Annotated in this window: 18 protein-coding genes; 10 read left to right on the top strand and 8 right to left on the bottom strand. The window is 66.1% G+C overall.

All coding sequences use genetic code 11. From position 1 onward, the window contains the following. Positions 1–83 precede the first annotated feature (83 nt). Both FF090_RS03570 and pcaF read right to left on the bottom strand, forming a co-directional pair. Complete coding sequence (locus tag FF090_RS03570; RefSeq protein ID WP_138855425.1) at positions 84–1,328, bottom strand: glycerate kinase type-2 family protein; 1,245 nt, start codon at positions 1,326–1,328, stop codon at positions 84–86. A gap of 85 nt (positions 1,329–1,413) precedes the next feature. Beyond that, positions 1,414–2,616, bottom strand: coding sequence for a 3-oxoadipyl-CoA thiolase (gene pcaF, locus FF090_RS03575; protein ID WP_138855426.1), 1,203 nt, complete (start codon positions 2,614–2,616; stop codon positions 1,414–1,416). An 82-nt stretch (positions 2,617–2,698) separates the two neighbouring features. Here pcaF and FF090_RS03580 point away from each other — a divergent pair, with 82 nt between their 5' ends. From FF090_RS03580 to FF090_RS03590, 3 genes are all read left to right on the top strand, one after another. Continuing rightward, a complete protein-coding gene (locus FF090_RS03580; protein ID WP_138855427.1) occupies positions 2,699–3,988 on the top strand; it encodes a cyclic di-GMP phosphodiesterase in 1,290 nt (429 codons plus the stop codon). A gap of 4 nt (positions 3,989–3,992) precedes the next feature. Beyond that, entirely contained in the window at positions 3,993–4,298 is a 306-nt protein-coding gene (locus FF090_RS03585) for a DUF1840 family protein (RefSeq protein ID WP_138855428.1), read from the top strand. 121 nt (positions 4,299–4,419) lie between these two features. Further along, positions 4,420–5,358, top strand: coding sequence for a porin (locus FF090_RS03590; RefSeq protein WP_138855429.1), 939 nt, complete (start codon positions 4,420–4,422; stop codon positions 5,356–5,358). A 66-nt stretch (positions 5,359–5,424) separates the two neighbouring features. Here FF090_RS03590 and ruvB read toward each other — a convergent pair whose 3' ends face one another. Genes ruvB through FF090_RS03610 form a run of 4 tightly spaced genes read right to left on the bottom strand, consistent with a single transcriptional unit; the run spans position 5,425 to position 9,513 of the window. Beyond that, on the bottom strand, positions 5,425–6,477 hold the full coding sequence (gene ruvB, locus FF090_RS03595; protein ID WP_138855430.1) for a Holliday junction branch migration DNA helicase RuvB: 1,053 nt from the start codon (positions 6,475–6,477) through the stop codon (positions 5,425–5,427). Continuing rightward, positions 6,477–7,046 (bottom strand): Holliday junction branch migration protein RuvA, encoded by a 570-nt coding sequence (gene ruvA / locus FF090_RS03600; RefSeq protein WP_138855431.1) that lies wholly within the window; start codon positions 7,044–7,046, stop codon positions 6,477–6,479. Before ruvA ends, ruvB begins: the two co-directional genes overlap by 1 nt. Then, positions 7,046–7,702 (bottom strand): response regulator, encoded by a 657-nt coding sequence (locus FF090_RS03605; RefSeq protein ID WP_138855432.1) that lies wholly within the window; start codon positions 7,700–7,702, stop codon positions 7,046–7,048. Before FF090_RS03605 ends, ruvA begins: the two co-directional genes overlap by 1 nt. 41 nt (positions 7,703–7,743) lie before the next feature. Then, on the bottom strand, positions 7,744–9,513 hold the full coding sequence (locus tag FF090_RS03610) for an ATP-binding protein (RefSeq protein WP_138855433.1): 1,770 nt from the start codon (positions 9,511–9,513) through the stop codon (positions 7,744–7,746). Positions 9,514–9,581: 68 nt separating this feature from the next. Between FF090_RS03610 and FF090_RS03615 the strand changes: the two genes are divergently transcribed. Both FF090_RS03615 and ybeY read left to right on the top strand, forming a co-directional pair. Continuing rightward, positions 9,582–10,532: a PhoH family protein gene (locus FF090_RS03615; RefSeq protein WP_138858274.1), complete on the top strand. Its 951-nt coding sequence runs from the start codon at positions 9,582–9,584 to the stop codon at positions 10,530–10,532. Continuing rightward, a complete protein-coding gene (gene ybeY, locus FF090_RS03620; RefSeq protein ID WP_375137404.1) occupies positions 10,532–10,999 on the top strand; it encodes an rRNA maturation RNase YbeY in 468 nt (155 codons plus the stop codon). The genes FF090_RS03615 and ybeY overlap by 1 nt, the downstream gene beginning before the upstream one ends. On the opposite strand, the gene FF090_RS03625 is transcribed toward ybeY, so the two are convergent. Both FF090_RS03625 and hemB read right to left on the bottom strand, forming a co-directional pair. Then, positions 10,978–12,045 (bottom strand): magnesium transporter CorA family protein, encoded by a 1,068-nt coding sequence (locus tag FF090_RS03625; protein WP_138855434.1) that lies wholly within the window; start codon positions 12,043–12,045, stop codon positions 10,978–10,980. The genes ybeY and FF090_RS03625 overlap by 22 nt on opposite strands. Further along, complete coding sequence (hemB, locus tag FF090_RS03630) at positions 12,045–13,046, bottom strand: porphobilinogen synthase (RefSeq protein WP_138855435.1); 1,002 nt, start codon at positions 13,044–13,046, stop codon at positions 12,045–12,047. The genes FF090_RS03625 and hemB overlap by 1 nt, the downstream gene beginning before the upstream one ends. Before the next feature lie 364 nt (positions 13,047–13,410). On the opposite strand from hemB, the gene FF090_RS03635 reads away from it, so the two are divergent. Genes FF090_RS03635 through FF090_RS03655 form a run of 5 tightly spaced genes read left to right on the top strand, consistent with a single transcriptional unit; the run spans position 13,411 to position 17,050 of the window. Continuing rightward, the gene (locus FF090_RS03635; protein ID WP_138855436.1) at positions 13,411–13,839 is read left to right on the top strand and encodes a CopD family protein; all 429 of its coding nucleotides are present in this window, start codon (positions 13,411–13,413) and stop codon (positions 13,837–13,839) included. Next, complete coding sequence (locus FF090_RS03640; RefSeq protein WP_175423504.1) at positions 13,836–14,948, top strand: VanZ family protein; 1,113 nt, start codon at positions 13,836–13,838, stop codon at positions 14,946–14,948. The genes FF090_RS03635 and FF090_RS03640 overlap by 4 nt, the downstream gene beginning before the upstream one ends. Further along, a complete protein-coding gene (locus FF090_RS03645) occupies positions 14,948–15,274 on the top strand; it encodes a (2Fe-2S) ferredoxin domain-containing protein (protein WP_138855438.1) in 327 nt (108 codons plus the stop codon). Before FF090_RS03640 ends, FF090_RS03645 begins: the two co-directional genes overlap by 1 nt. Then, on the top strand, positions 15,271–15,888 hold the full coding sequence (locus tag FF090_RS03650; protein WP_138855439.1) for an alpha/beta hydrolase: 618 nt from the start codon (positions 15,271–15,273) through the stop codon (positions 15,886–15,888). Before FF090_RS03645 ends, FF090_RS03650 begins: the two co-directional genes overlap by 4 nt. Before the next feature lie 16 nt (positions 15,889–15,904). Next, positions 15,905–17,050, top strand: a complete 1,146-nt coding sequence (locus FF090_RS03655) for a D-alanyl-D-alanine carboxypeptidase family protein (RefSeq protein WP_138855440.1) — start codon at positions 15,905–15,907, stop codon at positions 17,048–17,050. Positions 17,051–17,059 lie beyond the last annotated feature (9 nt).

The following is a 17,059-nucleotide window of genomic DNA, read 5'->3' on the forward strand; positions in this document are numbered from 1 at the left end:
CAAGCTATGGCTGCGCTTTGCGCCTAGATCTGGGTCGTTTTGGCGGCCCCTTCGGACATGTCCAATTCCTTCTCACCCTCTGATCACTCAACCCAGATCGCGCGGAAGTCGTTCACATTCGTGCCGGTGGGGCCGGTGAGCAGGTTGTCGCCTAGCGCGTGAAAGAAGCCGCCGGCGTTGTGGCGCGCCAGCGCCGCAGCGGGGTCCAGCCCCAGCGCGACGGCGCGGGCCCAGCTGCTGGGGTCGCAAGTGGCGCCGGCCCAAGGGCTGGCGCCGTCGATGCCGTCGGTGTCGGCCATCAGGGCGTGAATGTCGGGGCGGTCGCGCCAGGCCAGCAGGGCGGCCAGCAGGGTCTCGGCATTGCGTCCCCCCTGACCCGGTTGGAGGTGGCGAAGCGTCACCGTGGTTTCGCCGCCGCTCAAATAGAGCCCGGGGGCTTGGCAGCGCTGCGCCAACTGCAAGCCCACCTCACGCGCTTCGCCCTGCAGCGCGTCGCCCAGCATCTCCACGCGCAGGCCCCAGCTGTGTGCCAGTTCGGCAGCGGCTTCCAGGGACTGGGCGGGCGAGGCGATACGCACCGCGCGGTGTGAGTCTGGCAGGGCCTTGGGTGTTTCCCAGGCACCCGATTGCAAGGCTGCGCGGGCGACGGTGGGGAGGTCAATGTCGTACTGCTCCGCCCAGGCCAGGGCCTCGGCGCAGGTAGACGGGTCGGCCAGCGTGGGGCCGGAGCCGATCAGGTCCAGCCGGTCGCCGGGAATATCGGAGATCGCCAGCGTCAGGACTGCCGCGGAGCCGCAGGCAGCGCCCAGGCGCCCGCCCTTGAGCGCGCACAGATGCTTGCGCATGGTGTTCATGGCGGCGATGGGCGCGCCACTGTGCAGCAGGGCGGTATTGAGGGTCTGCAGATCGACCAGGGTCAGACCCGGCAGGGGCAGGGTGGCCAGGGCCGAGGCGCCGCCGCTCAGCAGGGCGATCACAAGATCCTGCGGTCCCAGACCTCGAGCCGCCGTCAGTAGAACCTGGGCGGCGTGCACGCTGCGCACATCCGGCACCGGGTGGGCGCTCTCCATAGTCCGCAGCCGCCGCAAGGCGATGGGCCGGCTGCCGGCCGGGGCCACCAGCACGCCGCTCAGGGGCTGGTCCGCCGGCCAAGCGGCCTCCAGCGCCGCCCCCATGCCCCAGGCCGCCTTGCCCAGGCCCAGTACAACTGTGCGGCCGGCCGGGGGCGCAGGCAGATGCGTGGGCAGCACCCGCGCCGGCTGCGCGGCGGCCACGGCGGCTTCAAATAGCTGCCGCAGACACTCAAAGGATGGCGTTGCGGTTTTCATCAAGCGGCCGCCACGGAACCGGCTTGGCCGGGCCGTAGGCGGCGCCCCCTTGAGGGGGAGGCGCCGAAGGCGCTTCGGGGGTGGGTCAAACTCTTTCAATGGCCAGGGCGATGCCTTGGCCCACGCCAATGCACATGGTGCACAGCGCGCGTTTGCCACCGCTGAGCTCCAGCTGGTTCAGCGCCGTGGTCACCAGGCGGGCGCCGCTCATGCCCAGTGGATGACCCAGCGCAATGGCGCCGCCATTGGGGTTCACGCGCCGGTCGCCGTCTTGCAGGCCCAGCTGGCGCATCACGGCCAGGCCCTGTGCGGCGAAGGCCTCATTCAGCTCGATGACGTCAAAGTCGGCCAGGGTCAGGCCCAGGCGGGCCAGGAGCTTTTGGGTGGCCGGCACCGGGCCGATGCCCATCACGCGCGGCGCCACGCCGGCCGTGGCCATGCCCAACACCCGGGCGCGCGGCGTCAGCCCCTGGTTGCGCGCGGCAGTTTCACTGGCCAGCAGCAGGGCGCAGGCACCGTCGTTCACGCCACTGGCATTGCCGGCGGTGATGCTGCCGCCTTCGCGCACGATGGGTTTGAGTTTGGCCAGGGCCTCCAGGCTGGTGGCGCGCGGGTGCTCATCGTGTTCGACGCGCAGGGCTTCGCCCTTCTTCTGTGGGATCTCTACGGGTGCGATCTCGCGCGCAAAAAAGCCGCGCTCGCGCGCCGCCACCGTCTTGCTTTGGCTGGCCAGCGCGAAGCGGTCTTGATCCTCGCGCGAAATGCCGAAGTCGGTGGCCACGTTCTCGGCGGTCTCGGGCATCGAGTCGGTGCCAAAGGCCTTGTGCATCGCGGGGTTCACGAAGCGCCAGCCGATGGTGGTGTCGAACACCGCATTGCTGCGCGCAAAGGCCTCGGTGGCTTTGGGCATCACGAAGGGGGCGCGGCTCATGCTTTCCACGCCGCCGGCCAGCATCAGGTCGGCATCGCCAGCCACGATGGAACGCGCCGCCAGGCCCACGGCGTCCAGACCGGAGCCGCACAGGCGGTTCACGGTGGTGCCGGGTACCTCTAGGGGCAGGCCCGCAAGCAATGTGGCCATGCGCGCCACATTGCGGTTGTCCTCGCCGGCTTGGTTGGCGCAGCCCAGGATCACATCGTCGATCGCTCCCCAGTCGCACTGGGCATGGCGGCTGCGCAGGGTGCGCAGAACATGGGCCGCCAAATCGTCAGGACGAAGGCTGGACAAAGCGCCGGCGTAGCGGCCGATGGGGGTGCGGATGGCGTCGCAGAGGTAGGCTTGGGTCATACGTGATCTCCAGGAGGCCGGCATTGTGGATTGGCGGGCGATACTGAGCCCCCGGCAAGCATCCGCAAGCACGCGCATTGGCATGGCCAGCGAAGAACTGATCGACATCTCGCAACTCAAGATTGGCATGTTCATCCACCTGGACCTGGGCTGGATGCGCCATCCTTTTCCGCTGTCGAGTTTTCGCATTGGCTCTGAGGATCAGCTGCAGGTGTTGCGTAAGCTCGGTCTCAAGCAGGTGCGCTGGAGCCCTGAAAAGAGCCAGCTGATCGATGAGGCTCCGCAGCCGGCAACGAGCCATACGGCTGGTGGGGCCGGAGGGGCCGCTGCGGCCTCTGACACCCAGACGCCGGAACAACTGGCTGCAGCCGCCCGCCGCGCTGCGCTGCTGGCCGAGCAGCAGTCCCTGGCGCAGTGCGAGGCGCAGTACGCGGAAGCCGCCAAGGCCCTGGGCGAGGTGGTGGCCCAGGTGTTCGCGAACCCCCAGAGTGCCGGGCAGCAGGCCCAGCAGCTGACGCGCAGCGTGGTCGACAAGATGCTGGTGGCCGGCGACATCAACCTGCGCCTGCTCACCGAGGCCGCGGGGGATCGCGCGACGGCCCATGCGCTCAACGTCAGTCTGATCTCCCTGCTGCTGGGCCGCAGCTGCGGCTTGGGCGAGCAGGAACTGATGGCCCTGGGCACCGGCGCGCTGCTGCACGACATTGGCAAACTGGAAGTGGAGTCGCGCTTCCGCTTGCGCAGTGAGCAGTTCAACCAGATTGAGCTGAGCGCTTACCAGGCCCACGTGGCCAAGGGCGTGAAGCTGGTGCAGGGCATGCAAGTCGGCCCCGACGCCCTGGCCGTGGTGGCGCAGCACCATGAGCACGCCGATGGCAGTGGCTTCCCGATGCGCCTGAGCGGCGAGCGCATGCACGCGCTGGCGCGTATCGTGGCCCTGGTCAACCGCTTTGACGGCCTGTGCAATCCGCCGGTGGCTTCCAAGAGCCTGACCCCGCACGAAGCCCTGTCTTTGATGTTTGCGCAGGGCCGCAGCCGCTTTGACGCCACCCTGCTCAATGCCTTCATCCGGATGATGGGCGTCTACCCGCCGGGTTCCTTGGTGCAACTGACGGACGAGCGCTATGCGCTGGTGGTGGCGGTGAACTCCAGCCGTCCGCTCAAGCCCCGCGTCTTGGTGCATGACTCGCAGGTGGCCGCCGAGGATGCGCTGACGATCTCGCTGGAAGACCATCCGACCCTGGGCATCCGGCGCAGCCTCAAGGCCGCTGACCTGCCCCGTGCGGCCACGCTCTATCTGCGGCCGCGTGCACGCTTTGCCTACTTCTTCCAGGCCAGCGAACCCGCCGGTCTGGGCGCGCCGGAGTGTTGAGCCCTTGCTGATCGCATTTCGCTCCAAGGCGGATGCCGATGTGCTGATGCTGTGGGGGCCGGCCCAAGAAGTCTTGAACGCACTGGGGCGGTTGCCGGCGCCGGAAGGCATCTTCTTGCCCGAACACATCGGGGCGGCCTTGCAGGCCCTGGAGCTTGCGCTGCAGCAGCCCCCAATCGAGGCTGATGCAGGGACTGACTCACAAGACGATGACACCCTGGTGACTCTGCGTCGCCGCGCCTGGCCCGTGAAGTCGCAACTGGAGCGCGCGCTCGCTATGAAAGTACCGGTGCTTTGGGGGCCAGCCTGAGGGTGTTGTGAATTTGCATCGCCCCTTTCGGTCCGCAAAACCCCCGTGCCTATACTCGCCCGACCTTGATTCCAGCCTGCCTGTCGCGGGCTGATTGCAACCCCAACCCAAAGGCCAAAAGATGAAGAAATTCACCCTGTCCGCCCTCGCTCTGGTGGCTGCCGCTGTCGCGGCCCCGGCGTTCGCCCAAAGCTCGGTCACCCTGTATGGCCGTCTGAACACGACTGTTGAGAACCAAAAGGTCAACGGTGGCCTGAGCAAGTGGGTCGTTGCCAACAACTCTTCGCGTCTCGGCTTCAAGGGTGTTGAAGACATCGGCGGTGGACTGAAGGCCAGCTTCAATCTGGAGCATGGTTTTCAGTCGGATACGGGCACCCAAAATCTGCTGAGCGATGGAAAGCCCGCTGCTTTCTGGGGTCGTGAGGCTTGGGTTCAGCTGGCTGGTAGTTTCGGCGCCGTGCGCCTGGGTAACTTTACCCCCGAGTCCTACTTTGCCACTGCTGATTACATCAGCATGCACAACCACGACACTGGTTCGTCGAGCGATGAGCTGTATGACTTCAGCACCTATCGCTCGAAGAACAAAGTGGGCTACTTCACCCCTTCGATGGGTGGCCTGAGCGCCAGCCTGTCGATGTCCGCCGGCGAGGGCAATTCGGGTGAGAAGCGCCTGATTGACACTGCCGTTAACTATGTGGCCGGCCCCTTTCACGCTGGTTTCGGCTATGCCAAGCACGGTGATGTCAACCAGTGGGCCTTGCGCGGTCTGTACGAAATGGGTGCCTTCACCTTCGGCGCCTACTACCAAATCGCCGAAAACGGCTACGCCAAGAAGTACAAGAACGGTCGCTTGGCTGCCATGTACAGCATGGGCGCCTCGGAGTTCCATTTGAACTATGGTCGTGCCACCGATGGTGATCAGTACACCCTGGGCTACAACTACAACCTGAGCAAGCGCACCAAAGTGTACGCGTACTACACCGACCGCGATACCGCTCGCGGCACTGCGCGCAGCGGCGAGTTCTCTTCGCTGGCCATGGGCGTGCGCCACAACTTCTGATCCTTCCGGACCAGAAACCAAAAGCGGCCTTCGGGCCGCTTTTTCTTTGCCTGTTCTGCGCTGGAATCAGCCGCCGAACAGATCGCCCTCGCGCTGCGGCGCGGGCAGGCCCAGGTGACGGTAGGCGGCCAGGGTGGCCATGCGGCCGCGCGGGGTGCGGTGCAGATAGCCCTGCTGGATCAGATAGGGCTCGAGCACATCCTCGATGGTGTCGCTGGCCTCACCGATGGCGGCGGCCAGGTTGTCCAGGCCCACAGGGCCCCCGTCAAAGCGGTGGATCAGGGCTTCGAGCAGTTTGCGGTCCATCAGGTCGAAGCCGGCACTGTCCACATCCAGCATGGTGAGCGCCGCCTCGGCACTGGCGCGGTCGATGTGCCCATTGCCCTTGACCTCGGCCCAGTCCCGCACTCGGCGCAGCAGGCGGTTGGCGATGCGCGGCGTGCCGCGCGAGCGTTTGGCCACTTCCAGCGCGCCAGCCGCGTCGATGGGGGCCTGCATCAGTCCGGCCGAGCGCGTAACGATGCGTTGCAACTCCTCGGCCGTGTAGAACTCCAGTCGCGCGGTGATGCCAAAGCGGTCGCGCAAGGGGTTGGTCAGCATGCCCGCGCGGGTGGTCGCGCCCACCAGGGTGAAGGGCTGCAGGTCCAGCTTGATCGAGCGCGCTGCCGGGCCTTCGCCGATCATGATGTCGATCTGAAAGTCTTCCAGCGCGGGGTAGAGGATTTCCTCGACCACGGGTGAGAGACGATGGATCTCGTCAATGAAGAGCACATCGTGGCGCTCCAGGCTGGTGAGGATGGCCGCGAGGTCGCGCGGCTTTTCCAGCACCGGGCCCGAGGTCTGGTGCAGGCGCACCCCGAGCTCGGCGGCAATGATGTGCGAGAGCGTGGTCTTGCCCAGGCCGGGAGGGCCGAAGAGCAGCACGTGGTCGAGCACGTCCTGGCGCTTCTTGGCAGCGCCGACAAAGATGGCCAGCTGCTCGCGCACCTTGACCTGGCCCACATAGTCGTCCAGGCGTTTGGGGCGCAGCGCGCGCTCCAGCGCCTCCTCCTGCGGGTTGCTCGGCGCAGCCGAGACGATGCGCGGGCTGCTGGGGAAGTCGTCGGTCTGAATCGGCATCAGCGGTTCAGCGACTTCAGCGCCATCTTGATGCCTTCGGATACGCCGATGTCGGCCGGCAGGCTCTTGAGCGCGGCCTCGGCTTCCTTCTCGCTATAGCCAAGGGCCAGCAGGGCCTGACTGATATCGGTGCGCGGTGCGGCGGTGCTGCCGTGTCCAGGCAGGGCATCGCCCAGTTTGCCCTTGAGCTCCAGCAGCAGGCGCTCGGCCGTCTTCTTGCCGATGCCCGGCACCTTGACCAGGCGGCAGGCCTCTTGCTGCGCCACGGCGGCAGCCAGATCGGCCACGCTCAGGCCGGAGAGCAGCGAGAGTGCGGTGCGTGGGCCGACGCCGGAGATCTTGATCAGCTGCCGAAAGGCCTCGCGCTCATCGGCGCTCAGAAAGCCAAACAGGATCTGGGCGTCCTCGCGCACCACGAAATGGGTCAGCAGAATGGCGGGCTCGCCCAGAGCGGGCAGGGCGCAGAACGTGCTCATGGGCACATCCACTTCGTAGCCCACGCCCTGCACGTCGATCAGCACTTGAGGTGGGTTCTTTCCCGCCACCGTGCCGCGCAGGCGGCCGATCATCAATTGCGTCCGAACAGGCCCAGGCGCTGCGCCTCCAGCGCGGCTTCGGCACGGGAGGACACATTGAGCTTGCGGTAGATCTGTTTCACGTAGTCCGCAATGGTGTGGCGCGAAAGTCCAAGTTGCACACCAATCTCGGGCAGGGTGAAGCCCTTGGCCACGCGCAGCAAGACTTCGGACTCGCGCTCGGTCAGCTGCACCTCGGGGATGGCGGTGCTGCTGGCGGCGGGCCGGCGCTGGCCGGCGAAATGGGCGATGACCTTGCGGGCGATCGAGGGCGAAAGCGGCGGCTCGCCCTGGCTGATGCGCTGCAACTGCTCCACCAGCAGCTCGCGGGCCTGTTCCTTCAGCAAATAGCCAAAGGCGCCGGCCTGCAGCGCCGGGAACAGGTGCTCATCGTCGTCGTGAATGGTGACGATGACGGACTGGGCCTCGGGTTGCTTGTCGCGCAGGGCGGCCACCACGGTCACACCAGAACCATCGGGCAGGCCCAGATCCAGCAAGGCCAGCTCGAAGCGCTGTTGATTCACCTGGGCCACTGCGTCCTGCACGCGCGCGCACTCGACCACTTTGGCCTGGGGAAAAACCTGCTGAATCAGGGTCTTGAGCCACATCCGGATTTCCGGGATGTCTTCCAGCAGCAATACATGGTCCATGATGGTTCGCTCTACCAGTTCAGCAATTCAATGCAGGAGTATCACAGAGGGATGGTGAGGCGGATCAAAGTGCCCCAGCCGGGGCCGGACTCCACCAGGCACTGGCCCTCCATCTGCTTGGCCCGGGATTTCATGCTCGACATGCCGTGGCCCTTGTCCAGCCGGCCGTCGCCGCCGGTGGGCACGCCGCGGCCGTTGTCCTGGATGACGATTTGAAAGTCATCGTCCAGCAAGAGACAGCGCACCACGCAGCGGGTGGCGCCGCTGTGCTTGATCACATTGCTGATGGCCTCGCGGATCACCCGTGTGGTCTGCACATAGGAGCGCGCCGCCAGGGTGTGCACCACCTCCTCGCCCAGAGAAAGCCATTCGGCTTCGATATTGGCTTGGTTCAGACGCGACACCACTTCGGCGCGCCAGTCGCCCACGGCATCCAGCAGTTGCACCGGGCGTCCGGTCAGGCCGCGTACCGAGAGCCGCATTTCTTCCAGCGCCTCGCGCGCCAGCGTGGAGATGCGCTCGTTGTCACTGGTGTGCACGATGGTCAGCAGCTTGGCGCCGAGGTCGTCATGCAAATCGGCGGCGATACGCTTGCGCTCGCGCTCGGTCACTTGCTCCAGATGGCGTTCGCTCTGTACGCGGTGTTGATGCTCCTGCTCGGTCAGGCGCTCGTGCATACGCAGCTCCGTGAGACGGGCGCGCTGTTCGGCCAGGATGCGCAGATGGGCAAAGCCCAGCATCAGGCTGAGCGCGTACAGGCTCAGCAGCATGGCCACCAACTCCGCCGCCGCGCCCCGCCCCAAGCTCCAGGGAATCAGACAAGCCAGCAGCGTGGCGCTGACACCGAAGGGGAGCAGGCCGTGCTGCAGCAGTTCGGGCCAGGCCTTGCGCGGGCCTTGGCGCCACCAACTCCGCAAGCGGCGGGCCAGGAACCAGGCGGACAGTGCGCCGAGCAGCAGTGCCCATGAGGCCCAGGGTGCCCAGGCAAATCCGGACGGCAGATTCGGCAGCAAACCCAGCCCCAGGCCCAATGCCAGCAAGATCGGATCGCTCCAACGGCTGCGCCAGCCCAGATGCCGGGTGAGCAAGAGACTCCATCCCGCGCCACACAGGCTGGCTGCCAGCGCGCGCGCGCCCATCGGCGGGCTGAGCAACAAGGGGCTGGCAGCGGCGGGCCACATCACCAAGGCCCAACAGACCATGCAGGCGGCCAGCCACAGCAAGCGACGTTCGGCGCGGTGCGACAGGGCCAGCAGGCCGGTGGCCAGGGCGAGGCCCATGAGTCCGCCGCCCACGGCAATGGGCAGCAAGTCTTGCAAGGCATGGCGCTGCTCATGCGCCTGCAGCAGGGATTGCCAGTCGCCGATGCTGGGGCTGTCCAGGCGTGCGGGATGAGGCTGCTCGGGGCGCGTGGCATCGCCCAGGTCGACTTCCAGCAAGTTGTCTTGCGCACGCAGCAGCTCGGCCGGGAGGGCCAACAACAGCGAGCCTTGGCAGCCGCTGGGGTGCTTGTCCAGCCACAGCGGCACGCCGTTGACGCGCAACTCGCGCAGCAAGCAGCTGCTGGGCAGCCAAAGCGCCTGTTGCTCGGTGTGGCCACGGGCGTGGTTGAAGCGCAGCTGCAGGCTGCTCCCCGTGGGCGAGCCGGCCCAGGGCAGGGCAACGCTGCGCGGGGGCTCAGAGGGCTGCAGGACCCAGGCGTTGTTCAAGGTCTGGCTGCCCGCTTGCGCGCTGCTGGTGAGGAGACTGAGCGTCAGCACCAGCCAGAGCACCCACGTGCCAGGGATTCGCAGGAAAGGGGGCATCAGCATGGGGCGGCATTGTGGGGCAGGGCCTGTTCGACAATGCGCCTCTTCCGCCTCCATTGAAAGCCGCCCACGTGGTTCTGCAGCACGAGTTCGAGAACATCAGCAATCTGCATCTGGCCCAGCTTTGCGGGGAGCTGGACGGGCATTTGAGCGCCCTGGCGGCGGCCACCGGCGTGCGCCTGACCCGCCGTCAGGCGCGCTTTCGCATCGAGGGGCCGGCGGCGGCGGCCCGTCAGGCTCTGGTGCTGCTGCAGCAGCTTTACGAACTGGCCCAGCGCCCGATCGCTCCGCAGACCTTGCAATTGGTGTTGGCCGCTGCGCCGGGGGCGCCGCAGCCCGCCGTGGCCGCACCGCAGTTGCACACCCGCCGCCATGACCTGGCGCCGCGCACGCCCAATCAGCAGGCCTATCTGAGTCGCATCCTGTCCAGCGATCTGAGCTTCGGCATCGGCCCGGCCGGCACCGGCAAGACTTATTTGGCGGTGGCCTGTGCGGTGGATGCACTGGAGCGGCATCAGGTGCAGCGCATCGTGCTGACTCGCCCAGCGGTGGAGGCCGGCGAGCGCCTGGGCTTTTTGCCGGGTGACTTGGCTCAAAAGGTCGACCCCTACTTGCGCCCCTTGTTCGATGCGCTCTACGACCTCATGGGCATCGAAAAAGTGACCAAGGCGCAGGAGAAGGGCCTGCTGGAGGTGGCACCCCTGGCCTTTATGCGTGGACGCACGCTCAACCACGCCTTCGTCATCCTGGATGAGGCACAGAACACCACGCCCGAGCAGATGAAGATGTTCCTGACCCGCATCGGCTTTGGCAGCAGGGCAGTGGTGACTGGCGACATCAGCCAGATCGATCTGCCTCGTGGCGCCACCAGTGGTCTGGTGGATGCACAGCAGGTCTTGCATGGCGTGGAGGGCATTGCCTTCACGCGTTTCACACGCGCCGATGTGGTGCGGCATCCCCTGGTCGGGCGCATCGTCGAGGCCTACGACAACCGCGCGGCCGCCACCGGAGGACGGGGTTGATGAGCACCAAGAAGCTGCCGCTGGCGGAGTTGCGTCTGTCGCTGCAATTTGCCGACGCGCGCCATCGCGCCCAATTGCCGCGCCACAAGGTGGCGCGCTGGATTCGGCACGCGCTGGATACCGAGGGCGAGATCACCGTGCGAATCGTGGGCGCGGAAGAGGCCCGGGAGCTCAATCGCAGCTTCCGCGGCAAGGACTACGCCACCAATGTGCTGACTTTCGACTACGACGACGACCCGGTGGTGCTGGCCGATTTGGTCTTGTGTGCCGAGGTGGTGGAGCGCGAAGCGCAGGAGCAAGGTAAGAGCCTGGAAGCCCATTACGCCCACTTGCTGGTCCATGGCACTCTGCATGCACAGGGATGGGATCACGAAGAAGAGCGCGAGGCCGAGGCCATGGAAGCTCGTGAGTCCGCTCTGTTGCAGGGGCTGGGCTTTGCAGACCCCTACGAGCGCGAGCCCAAGTAGCGCTTGCGGCGGAACCACCAGGCCAGGCCCAGGCCTACGGCGGCCATCAGCCCCAGCGCGATCCAGGCCCCCTGTTCAGCATGAATCAAGGGTAGGGCGTCGAAGTTCATGCCGAAGATGCCGGTGATCAGGTTCAGCGGCAGAAACACGGCCGTGAGTGCGGTCAGCACTTTCATGATGCTATTGGTGCGGTGGCCCACCGCGGCGTAATGCATCTGGACCGCGGATTCGGTGCTGGAGGCCAGGCGACGAATGTGGCTGAGCACCCGCTCAATGTGCTCAATCACGTCGCGAGCGCGCACACGCAGGGCCTCGCGCTCCTGTTCACTGGTCTGATCCGACCATTCCAGCAAGGCGTCCAGCCACTCCTGCACGGCCGCGCGTTGGTCCTCGCACAGGTCTTCCAGCCGGTTCAGTGCGTCGCGCGCCGCCAGCAGGCTGGACCAGTCGTGGAAATGATGGTGCGTGTCCAGCAGGGCCTGCTGCAGTTCGCCGTGGCGGCGGGTCAGCAGGCGGCGCAAGTCCAGATAGCTGTCCACCATGTGATTGAGCATGCGCAGCATGAGCTCATTGGGGCTGAGCGGCAGACGCGGGCCGAAGCCGGCGCGCATCTCGCCTTCGTCCACCAACAGCGGCAAGCGCTCGGCAAAGTGGCTCTGCACCGGGCAGTCCTGGGGGTGCACGCTCAGCAGCAGGCGGGCGTAAATGGCAAAGCCGACCGCCCGGGTGTCGATGGCAGCCTGCCAATCGGCCTGAGCGACCCCATCGCGCGCTGCCGCCAGGCGGCGCATCACCATCAGGTCATAGGCCCGGGTGTTGTCGAAGTGCGAGGGCAGTTGCTCGTTGAGCAGGTCGCTGACGTGCAGATCCAGCAGCGGCGCCTGGGTCCAATGGGCCAGACGCGCCTGCAGCGTGGGGAACTGCGCCTGCAGCTCCTCGCGCGCCAGCGCAATCCAGAGAAAGCCCTCGGCCGGCAGCTCGGCGGGCCACTCCTGCAGCGCCACCAACTGGCCGCGCCGCACATGCAGGATCTGTGCGCCTTGCATCAGCGCTGCAGCAGCCGTGCAGCCTCAGGGGCGAAGTAACTCAGGATGCCGTCCGCCCCAGCCCGCTTGAAGCCCAGCAAGGTCTCCATCATCACGGCGTCATGGTCGATCCAGCCCTGGGCGGCGGCCGCCTTGATCATCGAGTACTCACCGCTGACCTGGTAGGCGAAGGTGGGCACGCGGAAGGTGGTCTTCACGCGGTGCACGATGTCCAGATAGGCCACGCCGGGCTTGACCATCACCATGTCGGCCCCCTCGGCGATGTCCATCGCCACCTCGCGCAGGGCTTCGTCGCCATTGCCAGGGTCCATCTGGTAACTCTTCTTGTCGGCCTTGCCCAGATTGCCGGCCGAGCCCACGGCGTCGCGGAAGGGGCCGTAGTAGCTGCTGGCGTACTTGGCGCTGTAGGCCAGGATGCGGGTGTAGGGCTGCTGCGCGGCTTCGAGTGCCTGGCGGATGCCGGCCACTCGACCATCCATCATGTCGCTGGGCGCCACGATGTCGGCGCCGGCTTGGGCCTGGACCACCGCCTGGCGCGCCAGGATGGCGACCGTTTCGTCGTTGAGGATGCGCCCCAACTCGTCGATCACGCCGTCCTGCCCATGGCTGGTGTAAGGGTCCAGGGCCACGTCAGTGATCAGGGCCAGATCCGGAAACTCCTGCTTGAGCTTTTGCACCACCCGCGGCACCAGGCCGTCCGGGTTCAGGGCTTCCTGGCCTTGCGGATCTTTGAGGTTGGCGTCGATGACCGGAAACAGGGCCAATGCGCGGATGCCCAGCTTGGCCGCGGCTTCCACTTCGGGCAGCAGTCGGTCCAGCGTATGGCGGCTGACACCGGGCATGGAGGGCACGGGTGTAGACAGGCCATGACCCTCGTGGACGAAGACGGGCCAGATCAGGTCGCTGGGATGCAGACGGTGTTCGCGCACCAAGTCACGGGTGGCGGCGTCGCGTCGCAGTCGGCGCGGCCGACCGGCAGGGAAGGGGGCAAAGTGGTTCATGAAAAACGTGAGTTATCCGCACAGCTTTGGGTGGCGTCCGCCATCCGCAAAGATACTGACTTGCCAGGCGCCCAAGGGGCAGTGATAGACTGATTCCCGAATGGTAGCCGCGAGGCTTCTGTTCCCTGCTTTTCCTCCCTGAGCAGGAGCCTTGTGTGATGACAGCATCAAGGCTTTCCAACCCCGGCCGATGGCCGGGGTTTTTTTTGCCTCCACACTCGACTGCGGCTTTGCCGCAGCACGCCGCTTGCGCGGCTGGCGTCGGCTGCGCCGCCGCATCGTGTGTCGCTACAAGCGCCTGCGGCGCTTGAGTGTCCTCGGCTGCCTAAGCAGGGCAGTTTCACGGCCTTCGCATAATGCGGCCATGCTCTGGTTCAAGGCTTTTCACATCGTGTTCGTGGCGTCGTGGTTTGCGGCGCTCTTTTATCTGCCGCGCATTCTGGTCAATCTGGCCATGGTGCCGCCCGACAGTCATGCTGAACGCGAGCGTCTGCTGCTGATGGGCCGCAAGCTACTGCGCTTTGGCAATCTCTTGATGGTGGTGGCCCTGGTTCTGGGTCTGGCCATGTTGGGCCACAACTGGCGCGGCTATATGCAGGGTGTGGGCTGGATGTGGGCCAAGCTGGCCCTGGTGCTGCTGGTGTTGGGCTATCACCATGCCTGTGGCCGATTGCTGAACCAGTTTGAGCACCTGCAAAACCGCCGCAGTCACCGCTGGTTCCGGGTCTTCAACGAGGTGTCGGTGTTCTTGTTCACGGGCATCACGGTGCTGGTGGTCGTGCGGCCGTTTTGATTCGCGCGCGCACTGGACTGAGCAGCACCGCCTGGTTGGCGCTGGGCTATGCGGCGCTGATCGCCTACGCCAGCCTCTATCCCTTCGGCCCCTGGGAGTGGCCCGCCAGCCTGCCGGCCACCGCCTGGTGGCGGCTGGCTTGGCCGCGTTACTGGATCCAGCTCGACATTTGGGCCAATGCGCTGGGTTATGTGCCACTGGGCTTTTTGCTGGGCACGGCGCTGTGGCGTCACGGTCGGCGGCTCTGGGTCGCAACCCTGCTCGCCATTTTGTTGCCTGCGCTCTTGGCCTATGGCATGGAAGTCTTGCAATACCTGCTGCCGCGTCGCGTGCCCTCGCTGGGCGATCTGCTGCTGAACGCCGGAGGCGGCTGCGTGGGCGCGCTGATGGCAGCCGTGGCGGCACGCTCGGGGGCGCTGACCCAGTGGGCCCAGTGGCGTGAGCGGTGGTTTCGTGTCGATGCCTCGGGCGGGTTGGCGCTGCTGCTGCTGTGGCCGCTGGGGCTGTTGTTCCCGACACCCTTGCCGCTCGCGCTGGGCCAGTTTTTGCCGGCCACGGAAGCGGCGCTGGGCGCCTTGTTGGGTGAATGGGCCCATCTATGGCCCCTGGCCTCGGGGCATAGGCCGGCCGCGGCGACGGCTGTGCTCATCACCGCCTTGGGCCTGCTGGCGCCCTGTGTGTTGATGCTGGCGCTGGCTCGCCCGGGCTGGCATCGGCCGGTCCTGGTCATCGGCGCCGTGGCGGTGGGTGTCGGGGTCACCAGTCTGTCGGCGGTATTTGGATTTGGGCCTCAACACGCGTGGAGTTGGACCAGCCCCCAAACCCTGCCGGCCTTGGGCCTGGGGGCTGGAATGGCCTTGCTGATGTGTCTGTTGCCAGCCCGGGCGAACGCTGTACTCGCTTTGCCGGTCTTCACTGCATTGCTGTTGTTGGTCAACGGCATTGCGGCAGATGCCTATTGGGAGCAGACCCGGGCTGCTTGGCAGCAGGGTAGTCAGTTCAAGCTGTATGGCTTGCTGCAGTGGTTGGGTTGGTGGTGGCCTTTGCTGGCATTGAGCTGGTTGACGCTCAGCCTGACCCGGCACGATCAGAGACAATCCCGCCCCTGATGAGTTACTACCAACGCCACATCTTTTTCTGTCTGAACGAGCGCGCGAACGGCGAGGCCTGCTGCGCTCAGCACGGTGCGCAACAGGCCTTTGAGCACTGCAAGAGCCGGGTCAAGGCCGCCCAGGCCACGGGCCCAGGGGCTGTGCGGGTGAACAAGGCCGGTTGCCTGGACCGCTGCGCCGGTGCGCCAGTGGCCGTGGTCTATCCCGAGGGGGTTTGGTACACCTTTGTGGACCAAAGCGACATTGACGAGATCGTCGACCGGCATCTGCTGAAGGGCGAGGTGGTGGAGCGTTTGCTGCTGCCGCCGAGCGTGGGCCGATGAAGCCCAGCACCCAGCGGCGCCTGGTGGCCGGGCCCGCCGGCACGCTGGAATTGGCCATTGACGAGCCCCAGGGGCCGATGAAGGGCGTGGCCCTGTTGCTGCATCCTTTGCCCACCCATGGGGGCACGATGGACAACAAGGTGGTGCAGTCGCTGGCCCGGGCCGCCGTGGCCTTGGGCCTGCGCGCGGTGCGATTCAATTTCCGCGGCGTGGGCGCCTCCGAGGGCGCCTTTGACCATGGCGTGGGCGAGATTGACGACGCCTGGGCCGTTGCCGGTGCGGTGCGGGAACCCGACCTGCCCTTCTGCCTGGGCGGCTTCTCCTTCGGCGCCTATGTGGCGACACAACTGGCCCAGCGACTGGAGGCCAATGGCGCGCCCGTCGACAAGCTGGCCTTGATTGGTTTGGCGGCCAGTCGTTTCCCGGCCGAGCGGGTGCCGCCGCACACCTTTGTGCTGCATGGCGAGGCCGATGACGTCGTGCCGCTGCAAGCAGTGCTGGACTGGGCGCGGCCGCAGGCTCAGCCCGTCACGGTGTTGCCCGGTGCCGGACATTTTTTCCATGGGCAGCAGACCCTGCTCAAAGACCTGGTCATCCGTGCCTGGTCGCTTTGATTTCTTTGGACCTTCGATGAATTTGCTGCGTTTCTTGAGCCTGCTCTGCCTTGTCCTGCCCGCCTGGGCGCAGAGCCCCCAGCCGCCTGAGCTGGCGGCGCGTCAGTACCTGCTGCTGGACGTCAGCAGTCGACAGGTCTTGGCCGAGCGCGATGCCGACAGCCAGGCCGAGCCCGCTTCGCTCACCAAGCTGATGACGGCCTATCTGGTCTTCAATGCGCTGAAGGAAAAGCGCCTGAGCCTGCAGCAGGAGTTGCCGGTGTCGCAGCGAGCCTGGGATGAGCGCAAGGGCGATCCCTCACTGATGTTCATCGACACCACCATGCGCCCCAAGGTGGATGAGTTGCTGCACGGCATGATCGTCCAGTCTGGCAACGACGCCTCGGTGGCTCTGGCCGAAGGGGTGGCGGGCACGGTGGAGCAGTTCGTCGCTTTGATGAACCGCCAGGCCCAGGCCTGGGGCTTAAAGAACACCCAGTTCAAAAACGTGACCGGCATGAGCGAGCCAGGGCACTACGCGTCAGCGCGCGATCTGTCGGTGATCGCCGCGCGCCTGATCCAGGACCACCCGGAGTACTACGGCTACTACAAGGTGCGCGAGTACAGCTTCAACAAGATCAAGCAGGGCAATCGCAATCTCTTGTTGACCCGCGACCCCAGCGTCGATGGGTTGAAGACCGGTTACACCGATGCGGCCGGCTACTGCTTGATAGCCAGCGCGGAGCGCGAGTTCCCGAACGGTCGGCGCCGCCTGCTGACGGTGGTGTTGGGCACGGCCTCCAAGGAGGCGCGCGCCAATGAGAGCCAAAAATTGCTGAACTGGGGCTATAGCGCCTGGGATGCCCTGAGCCTTTACAAGGCCGGTCAGGTGATCAGCGAGGTTGAGGTCTGGAAGGGCCAGGCCAAGAAGGTCAAACTGGGCGCGGCGCAGCCGGTGTTTGTGACCGTGCCGCGTGGTGAGGGCGCGAAGCTGCAAACCGAAGTGCAGCGCACCGACCCCTTGGTGGCGCCGCTGCAAAAGGGTCAGCGCGTGGGCAGTTTGAAGGTGAAGTCTGCTGCCGGGGCTTTGTTGGCCGAGCGCGAGCTGGTGGTTCTGGAGCCTGTGGCCGAGGCTGGGGTGCTGGGGCGCTTGTGGGACGCTCTGCGACTCTGGATCAAATAAGAGCTCAAG

This window comes from Inhella inkyongensis, assembly GCF_005952805.1.
In the GTDB taxonomy this organism is placed as follows: Bacteria; Pseudomonadota; Gammaproteobacteria; order Burkholderiales; family Burkholderiaceae_C; genus Inhella; species Inhella inkyongensis.